Annotated in this window: 18 protein-coding genes; 9 read left to right on the forward strand and 9 right to left on the reverse strand. The window is 75.0% G+C overall.

Annotated elements, in window-relative coordinates:
- Together ABD126_RS27925 and ABD126_RS27930 are read left to right on the forward strand one after the other, a co-directional pair.
- On the forward strand, positions 1–1,244 hold a 1,244-nt coding region (locus ABD126_RS27925), incomplete at its 5' end, for a GAF domain-containing sensor histidine kinase (RefSeq protein WP_343936938.1).
- 364 nt (positions 1,245–1,608) lie between these two features.
- Positions 1,609–2,121: an RNA polymerase sigma factor gene (locus ABD126_RS27930; protein WP_343936939.1), complete on the forward strand. Its 513-nt coding sequence runs from the start codon at positions 1,609–1,611 to the stop codon at positions 2,119–2,121.
- Between the two features lie 73 nt (positions 2,122–2,194).
- Here the strand turns inward: ABD126_RS27930 and ABD126_RS27935 are convergent, their stop codons facing one another.
- Together ABD126_RS27935 and ABD126_RS27940 are read right to left on the reverse strand one after the other, a co-directional pair.
- Positions 2,195–2,725 (reverse strand): GAF domain-containing protein, encoded by a 531-nt coding sequence (locus ABD126_RS27935; RefSeq protein ID WP_343936940.1) that lies wholly within the window; start codon positions 2,723–2,725, stop codon positions 2,195–2,197.
- Between the two features lie 77 nt (positions 2,726–2,802).
- On the reverse strand, positions 2,803–5,556 hold the full coding sequence (locus tag ABD126_RS27940; protein WP_343936941.1) for an ATP-binding protein: 2,754 nt from the start codon (positions 5,554–5,556) through the stop codon (positions 2,803–2,805).
- Positions 5,557–5,693: 137 nt separating this feature from the next.
- On the opposite strand from ABD126_RS27940, the gene ABD126_RS27945 reads away from it, so the two are divergent.
- From ABD126_RS27945 to ABD126_RS27955, 3 genes are read left to right on the forward strand one after another with little or no spacing between them, the layout of a single operon-like run.
- The gene (locus ABD126_RS27945) at positions 5,694–6,032 is read left to right on the forward strand and encodes a VOC family protein (protein WP_343936942.1); all 339 of its coding nucleotides are present in this window, start codon (positions 5,694–5,696) and stop codon (positions 6,030–6,032) included.
- Between the two features lie 43 nt (positions 6,033–6,075).
- Complete coding sequence (locus ABD126_RS27950) at positions 6,076–6,516, forward strand: iron chaperone (RefSeq protein WP_343936943.1); 441 nt, start codon at positions 6,076–6,078, stop codon at positions 6,514–6,516.
- A complete protein-coding gene (locus ABD126_RS27955; protein WP_343936944.1) occupies positions 6,513–6,962 on the forward strand; it encodes a pyridoxamine 5'-phosphate oxidase family protein in 450 nt (149 codons plus the stop codon). The genes ABD126_RS27950 and ABD126_RS27955 overlap by 4 nt, the downstream gene beginning before the upstream one ends.
- Here ABD126_RS27955 and ABD126_RS27960 read toward each other — a convergent pair.
- On the reverse strand, positions 6,952–8,355 hold the full coding sequence (locus tag ABD126_RS27960) for a serine hydrolase domain-containing protein (RefSeq protein WP_343936945.1): 1,404 nt from the start codon (positions 8,353–8,355) through the stop codon (positions 6,952–6,954). The two genes, ABD126_RS27955 and ABD126_RS27960, sit on opposite strands and share 11 nt — an antisense overlap.
- An 88-nt stretch (positions 8,356–8,443) precedes the next feature.
- Here ABD126_RS27960 and ABD126_RS27965 point away from each other — a divergent pair, with 88 nt between their 5' ends.
- Both ABD126_RS27965 and ABD126_RS27970 read left to right on the forward strand, forming a co-directional pair.
- Positions 8,444–8,566: a hypothetical protein gene (locus tag ABD126_RS27965; RefSeq protein ID WP_343936946.1), complete on the forward strand. Its 123-nt coding sequence runs from the start codon at positions 8,444–8,446 to the stop codon at positions 8,564–8,566.
- A gap of 77 nt (positions 8,567–8,643) precedes the next feature.
- Positions 8,644–8,964, forward strand: coding sequence for a LuxR C-terminal-related transcriptional regulator (locus tag ABD126_RS27970; RefSeq protein ID WP_343936947.1), 321 nt, complete (start codon positions 8,644–8,646; stop codon positions 8,962–8,964).
- Between the two features lie 16 nt (positions 8,965–8,980).
- Here ABD126_RS27970 and ABD126_RS27975 read toward each other — a convergent pair whose 3' ends face one another.
- The 3 genes from ABD126_RS27975 to ABD126_RS27985 form a co-directional block, all read right to left on the reverse strand.
- Positions 8,981–9,175 carry a hypothetical protein gene (locus ABD126_RS27975; RefSeq protein WP_343936948.1) on the reverse strand — a complete coding sequence of 65 codons (195 nt, stop codon included), beginning with the start codon at positions 9,173–9,175 and terminating at the stop codon, positions 8,981–8,983.
- Between the two features lie 205 nt (positions 9,176–9,380).
- Positions 9,381–9,584, reverse strand: coding sequence for a cold-shock protein (locus tag ABD126_RS27980; RefSeq protein WP_343936949.1), 204 nt, complete (start codon positions 9,582–9,584; stop codon positions 9,381–9,383).
- Complete coding sequence (locus ABD126_RS27985) at positions 9,581–9,862, reverse strand: hypothetical protein (protein WP_343936950.1); 282 nt, start codon at positions 9,860–9,862, stop codon at positions 9,581–9,583. The genes ABD126_RS27980 and ABD126_RS27985 overlap by 4 nt, the downstream gene beginning before the upstream one ends.
- Positions 9,863–10,056: 194 nt before the next feature.
- On the opposite strand from ABD126_RS27985, the gene ABD126_RS27990 reads away from it, so the two are divergent.
- Positions 10,057–10,284: a hypothetical protein gene (locus tag ABD126_RS27990; protein WP_343936951.1), complete on the forward strand. Its 228-nt coding sequence runs from the start codon at positions 10,057–10,059 to the stop codon at positions 10,282–10,284.
- Between the two features lie 8 nt (positions 10,285–10,292).
- Here ABD126_RS27990 and ABD126_RS27995 read toward each other — a convergent pair whose 3' ends face one another.
- Positions 10,293–11,498 carry an MFS transporter gene (locus ABD126_RS27995; protein ID WP_343936952.1) on the reverse strand — a complete coding sequence of 402 codons (1,206 nt, stop codon included), beginning with the start codon at positions 11,496–11,498 and terminating at the stop codon, positions 10,293–10,295.
- 100 nt (positions 11,499–11,598) lie between these two features.
- On the opposite strand from ABD126_RS27995, the gene ABD126_RS28000 reads away from it, so the two are divergent.
- Positions 11,599–12,672 carry a DUF5937 family protein gene (locus ABD126_RS28000; RefSeq protein WP_343936953.1) on the forward strand — a complete coding sequence of 358 codons (1,074 nt, stop codon included), beginning with the start codon at positions 11,599–11,601 and terminating at the stop codon, positions 12,670–12,672.
- Between the two features lies 1 nt (position 12,673).
- Here ABD126_RS28000 and ABD126_RS28005 read toward each other — a convergent pair whose 3' ends face one another.
- Positions 12,674–13,192: a hypothetical protein gene (locus ABD126_RS28005; RefSeq protein WP_343936954.1), complete on the reverse strand. Its 519-nt coding sequence runs from the start codon at positions 13,190–13,192 to the stop codon at positions 12,674–12,676.
- Between the two features lie 135 nt (positions 13,193–13,327).
- Positions 13,328–13,714 carry a VOC family protein gene (locus ABD126_RS28010; RefSeq protein WP_343936955.1) on the reverse strand — a complete coding sequence of 129 codons (387 nt, stop codon included), beginning with the start codon at positions 13,712–13,714 and terminating at the stop codon, positions 13,328–13,330.
- Between the last annotated feature and the right edge of the window lie 40 nt (positions 13,715–13,754).

Here is a 13,754-nt window from a genome sequence, read left to right on the forward strand (position 1 = left end):
TGGGTGTGCCGGTGCGCGTCCGGGACGAGGTGTTCGGCAACCTCTACATGACCGAGAAGGTCGACGGCGCGGACTTCACCGCCGATGACGAGGTGGTGCTGTCGGCGCTCGCGGCGGCGGCGGGTGTGGCGATCGAGAACGCGCGCCTGTTCGAGCGGTCGCGGATGAGGGAGCGGTGGCTGGAGGCCACGGCCGAGGTCAACAGCGTCCTGCTGGGCGGCGCGTCGCCCGAGGACGCCCTGCGGCTGATCACGCAGCGCACCCGGGAGCTGTCGGCGGCGGCGGTGTCGCTGCTGGTGCTGGTCGAGGACGGCGTCCTGCGGGTCGCGGCGGGCGGCGGCTCGGACGTGGAGGAGCTGGTCGGGGCGGAGCTGCCGGTGGCGGGCTCGTTCGTCGGCGAGGTGGTGTCCTCGGCGACGCCGCTGATGATCGACGACCTGGAGGGCCGGCTGTGGGGGCGGGCCGTGGACGTCGGCCCGGGGGTGGCGGTGCCGCTGCGGACCGGGGCGACGGTGACCGGTGTGCTGGTGGTGGCGCGGGAGAAGGGCAGCGCCCAGTTCGGCCTGGACCAGGTGCCGCTGCTGGCCTCGTTCGCCGACCAGGCCGCGGTGGCGCTGGAGTTCGCCGAGAACCAGCGGGCGCGGCGGCTGGTGGACCTGCTGGAGGACCGCGACCGCATCGCCCGCGACCTGCACGACCACGTCATCCAACGGCTGTTCGCCACCGGCATGAGCCTCCAGGGCGCGCTGGGCTCCATCCAGCAACCGCGGGTGCGGGAACGCGTCGAGAAGGCCGTCAAGCAGCTGGACGAGACCGTGCTGGAGATCCGGACGTCCATCTTCGACCTCCAGGCCGGCGACGACGTGCCGGGCCTGCGGCGGCGGCTGCTCGACCTGGTCTCCGAGCTGACCGAGCCCACCGCGCTGACCCCGGCGGTGCGGATGACCGGCACCGTGGACAACTCCGTGCCCGACGACATGGCGGAGGACGTCGAGGCGGTGGTCCGCGAGGCGGTGAGCAACGTCGTCCGCCACGCCCGCGCCGGGTCGTTGACCGTGACGGTCGAGGCCGCGGACCAGTTGACCGTCACCGTGGTGGACGACGGCGACGGCATCCCCGACCAGGTGGCCCGCAGCGGCCTGCGCAACCTGGAGGACCGCGCCAAGCGCTGGGGCGGCACGTCCACGGTCGTGCCGGAGCCGGGCGGCGGCACCCGCGTGACGTGGCACGTGGACCTGCCCTGACCGCGCGCACGACCGTCCTTTCCGGACCGCCGTTCACAGAACCCGACCGCCGGAACCACGCGAACAGGCCAGTCACCGACGGCGTCGCAAGCGCAACCCTGGAACGCCCGCACCAGGGCGGTCATGCTGGAACGGTCCCGCCCCGCGGGCGCGGGCACGGTGTGACAGGGAGCGCCGTGCCGACGGAAGGGGACACCACCGCACGTGGACGGGCACAGCCGTCACATCCCTCCGCGGCGCACCCGGGTGTCCCCTTCCCAGCACCCCGGGCACGGGCGCGTGACGAACCGGGAGGACTGGGGACGTGGCGCCGCTCGGCCCACCGGACCGTTCCCGTCGGGAGCGGTCGGAGCCCTGCCCCTGGTTGACCGCCGAGCAGGCCTGGGCGCTGTGCGTCCGCCGCCACCGCCGACTGGTGCTGCTGGCCGCCCGGATGGGCCTGGCCGAACAGGCCGAAGACCTGGTGCACGACGCGTTCGTGCAGGTCATGGACATCCCGGCGCTGCACCAGTCCGGGTTCGACGCGCTGCTGGACACCATCATGTGGCGGCGCTGCTCGGCGACCCTGCGCCGCCGCGAGGTGGAGGACCGGGTGCACCGCAACGCGCGCCTGCTGCCCGGTGAGCAGGCCGACCACGCCGACGAGGTGGTCGACCGGCTGCACGCGGCCTGGCTGCTGTCGCGCTGCCGCACCCTGGACCGGCTGGACCTGGGCGTGCTGCACCTCGCGGGCCACGGCTGGGGGCACCGCGACATCGCCGCCCGCACCGGGATCGACGTGGCCGACGTGCGCGACGCCCTGCGCTCGGCACGCGCCAAGGCCCGGCGGCGGATCGGGCACGTGGACCCGGCGCGCGGCACGCCCCGGCACCTCTGAGGACGAGCCCCGGTCGAGGGGGAGATCCGAGGACGAGTCCGGTCGAGAGGAGTACAAGGTCCACCGTGGACTGTCATCCCACGAGGCCCGTACCCCGCCGAGCGCGGCGGTCCGCTTGTGTTCCAACGGTTTCACGGTCGTTCGGGGGACGTCCACAGAGGAATCGGTCGAAGGCCTCGCCGGCGGCGGCGGCGATGGCCTCCAGCGTGCCGACCTCGTGGTCGGTGGCGTGGTGGCGGGTGGCCCAGTACGCGCCCAGGGCGCCCACGGTGCTCGGGCGCAGGATCGGGGCGATCAGGAGGCTGCGCACGAACGTCGGCCGGTAGGCGGCCTGGGGGATGCGCGGGTCGGTGCGGACGTTGTGGATCGCCACCGCCTGCCGGTGCTCCATCGCCCAGCCGCTGATGCAGCTCGCGGCCGGGAAGCGCTGGCCCTTCCACAGTGGACTCATCGAGTCCTCGTCGGCGTAGTAGCACTGGTCGCCGTCGAGCAGCACGACCGTCGCGCCGTGGGCGGCCAGGGCGGTCCGCACGGTTGTGCGCAGGACGCGTTGCACGTCCTCGACCGTGACCGCCCCGGCCAGCGCGGTCGTCAGCTCCGCCATCGCTCGACCGTACGGCCCGGCTCGCGGCGCGGTCGAGCCGTGAACGCGGGTATCTCCCGGTCGGACCAGCAGACGGACTACCCGACGCCGAGCCCCAGGTCGGCCAGGGCGCGGGCCCCGGCGGTGGCGTGGCCACCGCCGAGCAGGACCAGCGTCCGGGCCTCCTGGTAGGGGCACCCGGCGCGCTGGAAGGCCTTCGCCGCCGCGAGCAGCCGGGACTCGTCGCCGTCGAGCACGGCCTCCGCGCGGTCCAGGAAGGCGGCGGCCAACGCGTTCCCGGCCACCGCCGACCGTGCGGCGGCGATGCGGTCGCGGGCCTCGGGCGAGCCGGTCAGGGCCGCGGCCTCGGCGCGCAGGGCCAGGTACCAGTCGCGCCACACCCACAGGACCTGCTCGTCGAACGCGCCCGGGTCCGCCGCCGTCCGCTCGGCCGCCTCCGCCGTCCGCCCGTGGTGCAGCAGGACGATCGTGTCGAACACCGCCCGGTACCCGGCGCTGTCCCGCGGGGTCACGCCCAGGTCGGTGACGACGGCCCGCCACCGGTCCCGCGAGTCGTCGCCGCGCAGCCCGTGGACCATCGCGACGGCAGCCGCCGCCGTGGCCAGGTCGGGCGCGTGCGGCCGGCCCGCCCGTTCCCACGCGTCCAGGAACCGCGTGCTGCCGTCCAGCACCGCCGCGGCGTCGCCGACCAGGGCGTCGGCCACCAGCAGGCGGGACGTGGCGAAGTCGCCGCGCTCGGCCAGCAGCGGCAGGTCGCGCAGCTGCCGGCCCCAGCGGCGCGCCCCGGCCAGGTCGCCGACGCCCACGGCCACCTCGGCGGCCTCGGCCAGGGCGTTGACCCGTTCCAGCGCGCCGGCCGGGGTGTCCGGGAGGGCCAGCCCGACGCGCCGCCGGGTGGTGGCGGCCGTGGCGACCGCGTCGCCGGCCCAGCACAGGGTCGCGGTGAGGGCGTCCAGCGCCGCGCTCTCGGCCAGCGGGTCACCGGTGCGCCGCGCCAGCTCGACGGCCCGTTCCGCGCGGGTCAACGCCTCCGGCAGCGCCGACCCGGCGCCCAGCACGCCGCACTCGGCCAACGCGATCGCCGCCGTCGCCGCCGGGTCGGCGCCGGCCAGTTCGCGGGCCTCGGCGAGCAGGTCGGCGGCCTCGTCCTGCGGCGGGTGGGTGAACGCGCGGGCGAACCGGTACGCGCCGGCGGCGGCGCCCGCCAGGTCGCGGGCCGCGCCGGCGGTGTCCCCGGCGGCCGACGCTCCCGCGGCGGCGGCGCGGTGCAGCCGGTGCATGTCCTCGCCGCGCATCCGGCACCCGGCGACCGCCGCCGCCTCCCGCAGCGCCGGGGCGGGGTCGTCGGCCAGCGCCGCGGCCTGCTCGTAGCGCTGCTGCGCCTCGCCGAGCAGGGTCCGGCGGAACGCCGCCGCGGCCAGGTCCAGCGCCAGGGCGTGCGCCCCGGCCCGGTGCGCGGGTTCGGCGGCGGCCCAGCCCAGGGCGGCGCGCACGTCGTCGGCGGCGGTGTCGAACCGCGCCCGCCACGCCCCGGTGTCCGGCGCGGCGTCGGCCACCAGGTCGGCGGCGGTCGCCGCGCACCAGGCCAGGTGCCGGGACCGGGCCTCGTCCGCCTCGCCCGCCTCGGCCAGCCGCTCCGCGCCGAACTGGCGGATGCTCTCCAGCGTCCGGTAGCGGGTGCCGCCGGCGGCCGGGACGACGGTGAGCAGGCTGTGCTCGGTGAGCCGGGCCAGCCCGTCGGTCACGGCCGCCGGGTCCAGCGGCGCGAACCCGGCGACCCGCGCGGCGGCGCCCGCCGTGAACGGGGCCACGAACACCGAGACCCGGCGCAGCAGCGTGCGGTCGGCCGGGTCGAGCAGGGCGTGGCTCCACTCCAGCGTGGCGCGCACCGACTGGTGCCGGTCGTCGGCCCGCGCGCCGCCGCTGAGCAGGCGCAACTGGTCGGACAGCGTGTCGGTGAGGCCGTCCAGGCCCAGCGTGGGCAGCCGGGCGGCGGCCAGTTCGATCGCCAGCGCCACCCCGTCCAGGCCCCGGCACACCTCGGCGGCCAGCCCGCGCTGCTCCGGCGGCACCGGCCAGCCGACCGCCGCCGCGCGGTCCAGGAACAGGGCGACCGCGTCGGACTCGGCGTCGCCGGACAGCGACAGCGGCGGGATCGGCTGCACCCGCTCGAACGGCACCATCAGCCGCGCGCGGCTGGTCGCCAGCACGGTCACCCGCGGGCAGGACCCGAGCATCCGCTCCAGGAAGGGCGCGACGCCGTCGCGCACGTGCTCGCAGTTGTCCAGCACGAGCAGCGCCCGCCGGTCGGCCAGCGTGGCGATCACCGAGTCGTCCAGGCTGCGGCCGGGCTGCTCGCCCACGCCGACGGCCGCCGCGACCGCCGCCCCGACCATCGCCGGGTCGGTCACCGGCACCAGGTCGGCGAACCACACCCCGTCGCCGAACTCGCCCGCCGTGTCCGCCGCGACCGCGAGCGCGAGCCGCGTCTTGCCCACCCCGCCCGGCCCGACCGCGCTGACCTGCCGCTGCGTGGTGACCGCCTCGGCCAGCAACGCCCGCTCCCGCGCGCGGCCGACGAACGACGTGACCGGCGACGGCAACGCGGGCGCGACCCGGCCGCCGCGGGCCACCCGCCCCCACTCCACGGCGAGCCCGGCCAGCGCCCGCCGGTCCGACGCGCCGAGCTTGCGCAGCAGGGACGACACGTGGGTCTCGACCGTGCGCACCGAGATGAACAGCCGCGCGCCGATCTCGGCGTTGCTCAGGTGCTCCCCGAGCAGGGACAGCACCTCCGCCTCCCTGGTTGAAATCCCTGCTTGAGCGTCCACGGAGGACATCCTGCCTGATTGCGTGGAGCGGTTACGTGGTCGACTCCGTGGTCACCACGGATGTCCGTGGCCGCGATCCGGGAGAAAGTTCTCCCGTGGCCAACACCGGCCACGGAAAACCCCCACCAGGAGTGATCGTGAGCGTCAAGACCGTCCTGCACCCCGTGTCCGACCTGACCGCCGCCAAGGCCGTCTACACCGCCCTGATCGGCGCGTCGCCGCAGGTGGACGAGCCCTACTACGTCGGCTTCGACGTGGCCGGCCAGCACATCGGCCTGGTCCCGGGCGGCGGCCCGCAGGGCATGACCTCGCCGGTGGCCTACTGGCACGTCGCCGACATCGAGGCCACCCTCGCCGAGGTCACCGCCGCCGGCGCGACCGTGAAGGACCCGGTGAGCGACGTCGGCGGCGGTCGCCTGGTCGCCACCTTCACCGACCCCGACGGCAACGTGCTCGGCATCCTCCAGGACCGCTGACCCTCGCCCACCCCGACCCACCCACCCGACAGGAGACCTGATCATGGCCACCAAGACCGCCCCCACCTTCACCGCCGAAGAGCGCGCCGCGATGAAGGAGCACGCCCGCGACCTGAAGAAGACCGCCCGCCGGGGCGCCAAGGCCACCGCCGCCGACCTGGAAGCCGACGTGCTGGCCAAGATCGCCGAGATGCCCGAGGGCGACCGCGCCCTGGCCGAACGGGTCCACGCCCTGGTCAAGGCCCACGCGCCGATCCTCACCCCGAAGCTGTACTACGGCATGCCCGCCTACGCCCGGGACGGCAAGGTCGTCTGCTTCTTCCAGAACGCCGGCAAGTTCAAGTCCCGCTACGCGACCCTGGGCTTCACCGACAACGCCACGCTGGACGACGGCAGCATGTGGGCCGCCTCCTTCGCCCTGACCACGCTGACCGAGGCGGACGAGACCCGCATCGGCGAGCTGCTGCGGCGGGCCGTGGCATGACCGTCGCCGCACCGCCCCGCCCGCCGGCGCAGCGCCGGAACGACACGCTGCGCCGGCTGGAGAACGACGTCGACGCGTGGGTGGCGACCGCCGGCCCGGCCGGTTCGCCCTACCTGGTCCCGCTGTCCTACCTGTGGGACGGCGAGACGCTGCTGGTCTCGACGGCCGCGACGACCCCGACGGCCCGCAACCTCCGGGCCGTCGGGCGGGTCCGGCTCACCCTCGGCCCCACCCGGGACGTGGTGCTGGTCGAGGGCACCGCCGAGGAGGTCGAGGTGAGCCCGGAGGTCGCCGACGAGTTCGCCGCGAAGACCGGGTTCGACCCGCGCGCGCAACGCGACTACCCGTACTTCCGCATCCGCCCGCACCTGGTCCAGGCGTGGCGGGAGGCCAACGAGATCGCCGGCCGCGACCTGATGGTCGACGGCGCGTGGCTCAGCGTTTGAGCAGGGCGAAAGCCCTGGCCACGGCCACCGCCACACCGCCGAGCGCGGCGATGGCCAGCAACACCGTGAAGGTCGGGTAGAGGTACGGGACCTGGAGCCGGGCGACGTCCCGGCCCCGGTAGAGGAAGCCGACCACGCGGTGGACGGTGAGCAGGAGCAGGAGGGGCAGGAGCAGGGGGAGCAGTCTCGCCGCTGCCAGGGGGAGCGACGAGCGCTTCCCCGCCCACCGCCTCGCCCGCGCCACACCGCGAACCGCGAGCGCCCCGACCGCGAGGGTCGGCGCCAGGAGCACCGCGTCCACTGTGAACAGATCGGTGACCGGGTCCGGTCGGCGGCCTTCGAGCAGGGCGATGATCCGTGCGCCGAGCGCCTGGGCGTCGCCGTGGCGCATCCCGGTGTTGGCCATGACGGCGACGCCGTGGCCCGACGCGGGGAGCAGCGCCTGGTAGGCGGTCGAGGTGAACAGGTCGCCGCCGTGGGCGATCAGGGGCGCGCCGGCGGGTGTGGTGCCGACGAACCAGCCCAACGCGTAGTCCCCCGACGCGGGTGTGTGGGTCCGGGCGATGCTCTCCGGGGTGGCGATCGTCCCGTGTGGACCGCGACCCCGGTTGTTCTGGGCGATCAGCCAGGCCGCCATGTCGTGGGCGGTGCTCAGGACGCCGCCGGAGCCGTTGCCGAACGCCGGCGGTTCGGGCAGGGCGACGGGGACGCCGAGGACCTTGAGGTGTCCCCGGCCGGACGGCGGCAGGTCGCGTTCGGTGTTGGCGGTGCTGCTGCGGCTCATGCCCAGCGGGGCGAAGACGTTGGCGCGCAGGTGGTCCTCGAACGGCACGCCGGCCACCACCTCGACCAGCCGCGCCGCGACCTGGAAGTTCGGGTTGTGGTACTCGTGCTTCGTGCCGGGGTCCGACGCCAGGGTGGCGTCCCGCATGGACTCGACGGCCTCGCGCAGGGTGTGCGCCTTCGGGCCGCTGAACGAGCGGAACGTGGTGTCCGACATGCCCGAGGTCTGGTCGAGCAGGTGGCGGACGGTGATCCGCGCGGCGCGCGGGTCGGCCATCGTGAACTCCGGCAGGTGGGTCCGCACCGGGTCGTCCAGGCGGATCCTCCCGCGTTCCACGAGTTGCACCACGGCCAGCGCGGTGAAGGACTTGCTCACCGAGGCCACCGGCATGACGGTGTGCTCGGTGACGGACTCGCCGTCGGGGGTGCGGCCGTAGCCGGCGGCGTGCAGCACCTTGTCGCCGTGGGTCACGGCCACCGCGACGCCGGGCAGTGCGGCTTCCTCCTGGTACTGCCGGACCACCGCCGCCATGTCGGTGCCGGTGGGGACGGTGGGGACGGTGAGGGTCGCTGCCGAGAGGGCCAGCGCGGTCAGGATCGACGTGAACACGGCCCGAAGTGTCGGTCGGGTGGCGGGGCTTCGGCATCGGACCGTGGTCCGAGGTTCGGCGCCGCCGCCGGCGCTTACGGTGGTGGGCTTGAAGAGGGGTTCGGTGGCGGTCGACGCCGTGGCGGCGAAGGTGGACGTCCGGATGCCCGACCTGGACGGGATCGCCACACCCGGCGCCCGACCGCGTCGCCCGACGCGCCGAAGGTGCTGATCCTGACCACGTTCGACCTGGACGAGGCGGTCTAGGCGACCCCGCGGGCGGGCGCGAGCGGGATCCTGCTCAAGGACGTGCCGCCGGCCCGGCTGCTCGACGCCGTGCGCACGGTCGCGGCCGGTGAGGCGCTGCTCGCGCCGACGGTGACCCGGCGGCTGATCAGCGAGTTCCTGCGTCACCCCGCGCGGCGGTCACTGGACGGGGTGACGCCCCGCGAGCGGGAGGTGCTGGCGCTGATCACGCGCGGGCTGTCCAACGGCGAGATCGAGCAGGCCCTGCACCTGAGCCGGCACGCGGTGAAGACGCACATCGGCCACCTGGTGGCCAAGTTGTGCGCGCGCGACCGGGCGCAGCCGGTGGTCGCGGGCTACGAAGCCGGGCCGGCCGAGCGCTGACGCGTCCGGCGGGCGTTCAGGCGCGATCGTCCCGGGTGCGGTCGAGCAGCCCGTCGGGGCGGATCCGCAGACCGGGTTTGGGCGTCCTGGCCCAGCCTTCGCCGGTGGCCCGGTCGAGGTCGTGGTCGAAGGTCGGGGGTTCCCGCAGCACCGCGCTCGCCGAGGGCGTGACGAGGCCGTGGGAGGAGGGGCGCGTGCTCTTGGTCGGCATGGCGGACCCGCTGTCGGAGACGCCGGCGTGGTGCCGTGAAAACCGGAATTCCACCGTGGCCGGATAAGCGGAGTCTACACCCGCGGCGCTTTTCCGGGATTTCTCCGGGAATCGGTCGGGTGAATTCCTCCGGCCGATTCGTCGCACAGCGTCGTGCGGCGGCCGGAGTCGCGGGCGGAGGGGTCCCCGCCCGCGACCGGTGTGCTCAGAGCACGCGCACCGCGGTGGCGTGCGGTCCCTTGCGACCCTCGCCGACCTCGAACTCGACCGCCTGGTTGTCCGGCAGGCCGTGGAAGTCGTAGCCCTGGATCTCGGAGTGGTGCAGGAACAGGTCCGCTCCGCCGCCGGCCGGGGTGATGAAGCCGAAACCCTTGGCCCCGCTGAACCACTTCACGGTTCCTTGTGTCATGGACGTGCTCCTTGCGCGATGGGGGACGTGTCGGGCACGTCCAAGGGCGAGCGGTTCGTGTGCCGGTCCCGGGTGGCGGCGCGGAAGCGCGTCTCGGGATCGGGCAGGCCCAGCATGGACAGCAGCTCGACGCAGTCGCCCGGGTCGAGCGAGTGCCCGGCCACGGTCAGCGCGGCACGCGTGCGCTGCACGGCCTCGGCCTCGTCGGCGGCGGTCCGCGCGGCGGCGAAGCTCCCGCCGGCGACGCGGGACCGGTGCGGCCGTCCGGGTGCGGACAAGGAGGAAGGGGGCGGGGCGGGGGCGTACAGGTGATCCGGCGGCAAGCCGGTGCTCCCGTCTCCGGTCGACGTCGTGCGGACCGGATTGGGTTGGGGACCGCAACGGCGGGGTGCCGGCATCTCGTGCCCAACCCGGCCGACTGTACCCCAAGTGGTCCGCGCACGGGTGCGGTCGGCGCAGTACAGTCGGGCGCATGCCGGACGACGCCAGTGGCCCCGCCCTCGACCCCACGCTGTCCGAGTGGCTCAAAGCCCGCGCGGAGACCGAGCACCACCTGACCGAACGGCCCGCGCCGATCGACGCGGCCTGGGCGCAGCGCCTGGCCGACCTGCTCACCACCGAGCGCTCGTGGCAGGACCAGTACACCGAGCTGATCGCGCTGGGCAGCAGCGGCGGCAGGTTCCCCTCGTCCAACCGCTGAACCGCCGGTCAGGCGCTGGAGCGCAGCCGCGCGGCGCGGTCGCCGGCGTCCGCGCGCACCGCCGCGGCGGAGGCGAGGGTCGCGGCGGCGAGGGTGCCCCACAGGGCGGCGGGGCCGTGCGGCGCCAGACCGGTGATGACGGCGGGGGAGACGGCCAGGCCGAAGCCGGTGGACAGCTCGAACCGGGCGAGGGTGCGGCCCAGCGCCTGTGGTGGGGCCAGGTGCGTGACCAGGGCGGTGGCGCTGCCCGCGTAGCCGATCTCGCCGAGGGTGCACACCACGGACACCGCCGCGACGGCCGCCGCCGCCCAGCCGCCCTCCAGCGAGGTCGCGGCGAGAAACCCCAGGTAGGACGCGGTGAGCACCACGCCGGCCAGCGCCAGGGCGGTGCGGCGGGAGAAGCGGGCCATCGCCACCGTGATCGGCACCTGGAGGGTGACCACCAGGACGGTGTTGGCCACGAAGATCGCCGCCGACCACACCGGCGACGCGCCCAACTGCGTCACCAGCACCAGGGGCAGGGCGATCTCCGGGACGTTGAGGCAGAACACGTACACGACGTTGGCGGCCAGCAGCGCGGGCATCCTGGGCGCGGGGCCGTCCTCCCGCGTCGCGGCGCCCACGTCCGCGCGCACGTGGACCGACCGCGCCAGGGCGGCGGCGACGAGGTAGGCGACCCCGGTGGCGACCGCCAGCGCCCGCAGCGCCGCGGGCCCGCCGGCCAGGCACACCGTCGCCACCAGCGCGCCCACGCCCAGGCCCGCGTTGCGCAGGGAACGGCCGGCGGCCAGGGCGGCGTCGCGTTCGCGGCCGTGGGCGATGGTGGCCACGAGCGCGGCGTGGGCGGCCGGCCAGGCCTGGTTGCCGACGCCCAGGACGAGCGCGGCGGTGGCGAACAGCCACACGTTCCCGGTCGGGGTGGCCACCAGCAGCGCCACGCCCAGCACCCGGACCAGCATCGACGCGGCCACGACCGTGCTGCGCGCGCCCCGGTCCAGCCACCGGCCCACGCCGGGCACGCACACCAGGCCGACGACGACCCCGACGGTCATGGCGATGCCGGTGGCCGGTGCGGACAGGCCGAGCGCCACCACCCCGTAGAGCAGCAGGAACGGGCGCAGCAGGCCGGTGCCGAGGGCGTCCACGGCGAGGGCGACGGCGTAGCGGGGGCCGCCGGAGGCGCGGACGAGCGCGGCGGGCTGGATCCTGGTCACGGCGACCACGGTGCTGGCGGGTGGTGGCCGCGGGCACGTCGGTTGACGCATCCCGTCAACCGACGGCGGTGGCGGTGCGGTGTGCGGTGATGATGGGCGGGTGACCTTGAGGATCGACCTGTGCGGGCCGCCGGGTGAGCGGGTGCGGTTCGCCGCGTCGCCGCTGGCCGAGCTGACCGCGATGCTGCACGTGCTGGCCGAGCCGGGGCACCACCCGGCGCTCGCCGGCTGGGCGGGGGACGTGTGGGCCGGGTTGGCGCCGGAGCAGGCCGAGCGGTTGCGGGAGGCGGAGGTGCTGTGGCGGTCGTCGCAGGCGGACTTCCTGTTGCCGGCCCGGCCCCGGCCGACCCTCGCCGAGGAGCTGGACGACGTGGACCGGATCCCCGACGAGACGTACGCGACCGCCGCGCTGGTGACGACGTGCGGCGGAACCCGGTTCCGCTCGCCGGTCCCGTCGCCGCTCACCGACCCGGTCGCGCGTGACCGCGCTCTGGAGGTGGCCGCGGCGCGGGGTCCGCGGCACGAGGCCTTCGCGGAACGGCTGCTCACCGACCCGGCGGCCGTGCGGACCCGGGTCCGGCGGACCCTGGAGCGGTGCGCCGAGGCTTTCTTCGACGCGGCGTGGACGGGTGTCGCCGCGCGGCTGGAGGCCGACCTGCGGGTGAAGAACGACCTGGTGCGGCGGCAGGGGATCGGGGCGGCGCTGACGGCGGTGTCCGGGGCGGTGACCGCGGCACCGGACGGTGACCGCATCGTCGTGGACAAGTTGCAGGACAAGGCGACTTCGGGCAGCACGGTCACGTTCATCCCGAGCGTCTTCAACCGTCCGCACCTGGTCGTGGTCCACGCGCCCGGGTGGCAGCCGGTCGTGCAGTACCCGGTGGCGGACCCGACGGCCCCGGTGTCCCTGTCCACGGTCACCCGCCGCCTGGAGGCGCTGTCCCACCCGGTCCGGCTGCGCCTGCTCAGAACCCTGGCCCGAGCCCCGCACACGACCGGCGAACTGGCCCACACCTGGGAGTTGACCCCGCCCGAGGTGTCCCGGCACCTGGCGGTCCTGCGCGAGGCGGGTCTGTTGACCACCCGACGCGAGGGCCGTTACGTCCGCTACACCCTGGACCAGGGCGCGGTGTCCACTTTGGGCACGGACCTGCTGTCCGCCGTGCTGCGCTGAGTCACGCGCCCTCGACGACCTTGTAGTAGCGCAAGGCCGTGTAACCGGCGGCCGTGTCGGCGGTCCACTTGCGTTCCACCGGCGGCTGGCCGTCGGGACCCGTCTGTTCCCGCACCACGGGCTCGGTCCGGCCTTCGTCGGCCCACCGCACGAACAGGGCCGCGTGGTTGTCGTTGGCCAGCGCGTCACCGGGTTGCAGGTCGGCGTGGGGAATCGCGGTCGCGACCTCGCGGAGGGTGACCGTGGTGCGCGAGTGGGTCAGGCCCCACGCCATCGAGACGTACCCGGAGCAGTCGGTGCGGTAGTCGCCGTAGGCGTTGCGGTGGCAGGCGTTCTGGCTGTACGGCACGCGCTCGTCCAACCAGGACTGCGATCGAACCTGCGTCTCCCCGCGCGACGTCACGCGATCCTCCGGCGTCGTCCCGCAACTGATGGTCCCGCCGGGACCGTCGGCCAGCGCGACCGGCCCCTGGAACGCTGCGGCACACGCGACGACGGCGACCAAAGCACGGCTGTGCATGAGAACTCCCTCGAACGACAAGTCCAAACCGTCAAAGGAGTGCCCACCGACAACCGCGACCGCCCCTAAACCACCCGCACGGGCGGATCGCGGGCGACCGGGCCGGCGCGGACCGACCCGGTCGCCCGCGCGAGGTCACGAGCCGTACGTGGTGACCTTCCACAGGTAGCCGTCCGGGTCGCTGACGTACCCGAAGTAGCCGCCCCAGTCGGCGGGCGCGGCCTCGCGGACCACGCTGCCGCCCGCCGCCACCGCCCTGCCGATCAACTCGTCCACCGCCGCCCGGGTGTCGGGGTTGACGTGGAACGAGACGCCGCGGAACCCCGAGCCCTCGGCGGGCACGCCCGCGTCCCGCGCCGCCGCGCCCCACTCGTAGAGGGCCAGCTGCGGGGCGCCGTCGCCCGCGCTCAGCGCGACGAACCCCCGCGTGTCCTTCTCGACCTCGCAGCCCAGGCCCTCGACGTAGAACCTCCGGGCGCGGTCCAGGTCCTCGACGCCGAGCATGACGGCACTCATCCGCATTGGCACGATCTTCTCCTGTTGTTGTCACATCGGCGTGGTT

This window comes from Saccharothrix mutabilis subsp. mutabilis, assembly GCF_039521145.1.
Classification (GTDB): domain Bacteria; phylum Actinomycetota; class Actinomycetes; order Mycobacteriales; family Pseudonocardiaceae; genus Actinosynnema; species Actinosynnema mutabilis.

Bases quoted from the DNA above. Each gene is read 5' to 3' on its own strand.
- ABD126_RS27935 (WP_343936940.1), bottom strand. From the start codon at position 2,725: ATGGCGGAGCTGACGACCGCGCTGGCCGGGGCGGTCACGGTCGAGGAC.
- ABD126_RS27950 (WP_343936943.1), top strand. From the start codon at position 6,076: ATGGCCACCAAGACCGCCCCCACCTTCACCGCCGAAGAGCGCGCCGCG.
- ABD126_RS27955 (WP_343936944.1), top strand. From the start codon at position 6,513: ATGACCGTCGCCGCACCGCCCCGCCCGCCGGCGCAGCGCCGGAACGAC.
- ABD126_RS27975 (WP_343936948.1), bottom strand. From the start codon at position 9,175: ATGCCGACCAAGAGCACGCGCCCCTCCTCCCACGGCCTCGTCACGCCC.
- ABD126_RS27980 (WP_343936949.1), bottom strand. From the start codon at position 9,584: ATGACACAAGGAACCGTGAAGTGGTTCAGCGGGGCCAAGGGTTTCGGC.
- ABD126_RS27990 (WP_343936951.1), top strand. From the start codon at position 10,057: ATGCCGGACGACGCCAGTGGCCCCGCCCTCGACCCCACGCTGTCCGAG.
- ABD126_RS28005 (WP_343936954.1), bottom strand. From the start codon at position 13,192: ATGCACAGCCGTGCTTTGGTCGCCGTCGTCGCGTGTGCCGCAGCGTTC.
- ABD126_RS28010 (WP_343936955.1), bottom strand. From the start codon at position 13,714: ATGCGGATGAGTGCCGTCATGCTCGGCGTCGAGGACCTGGACCGCGCC.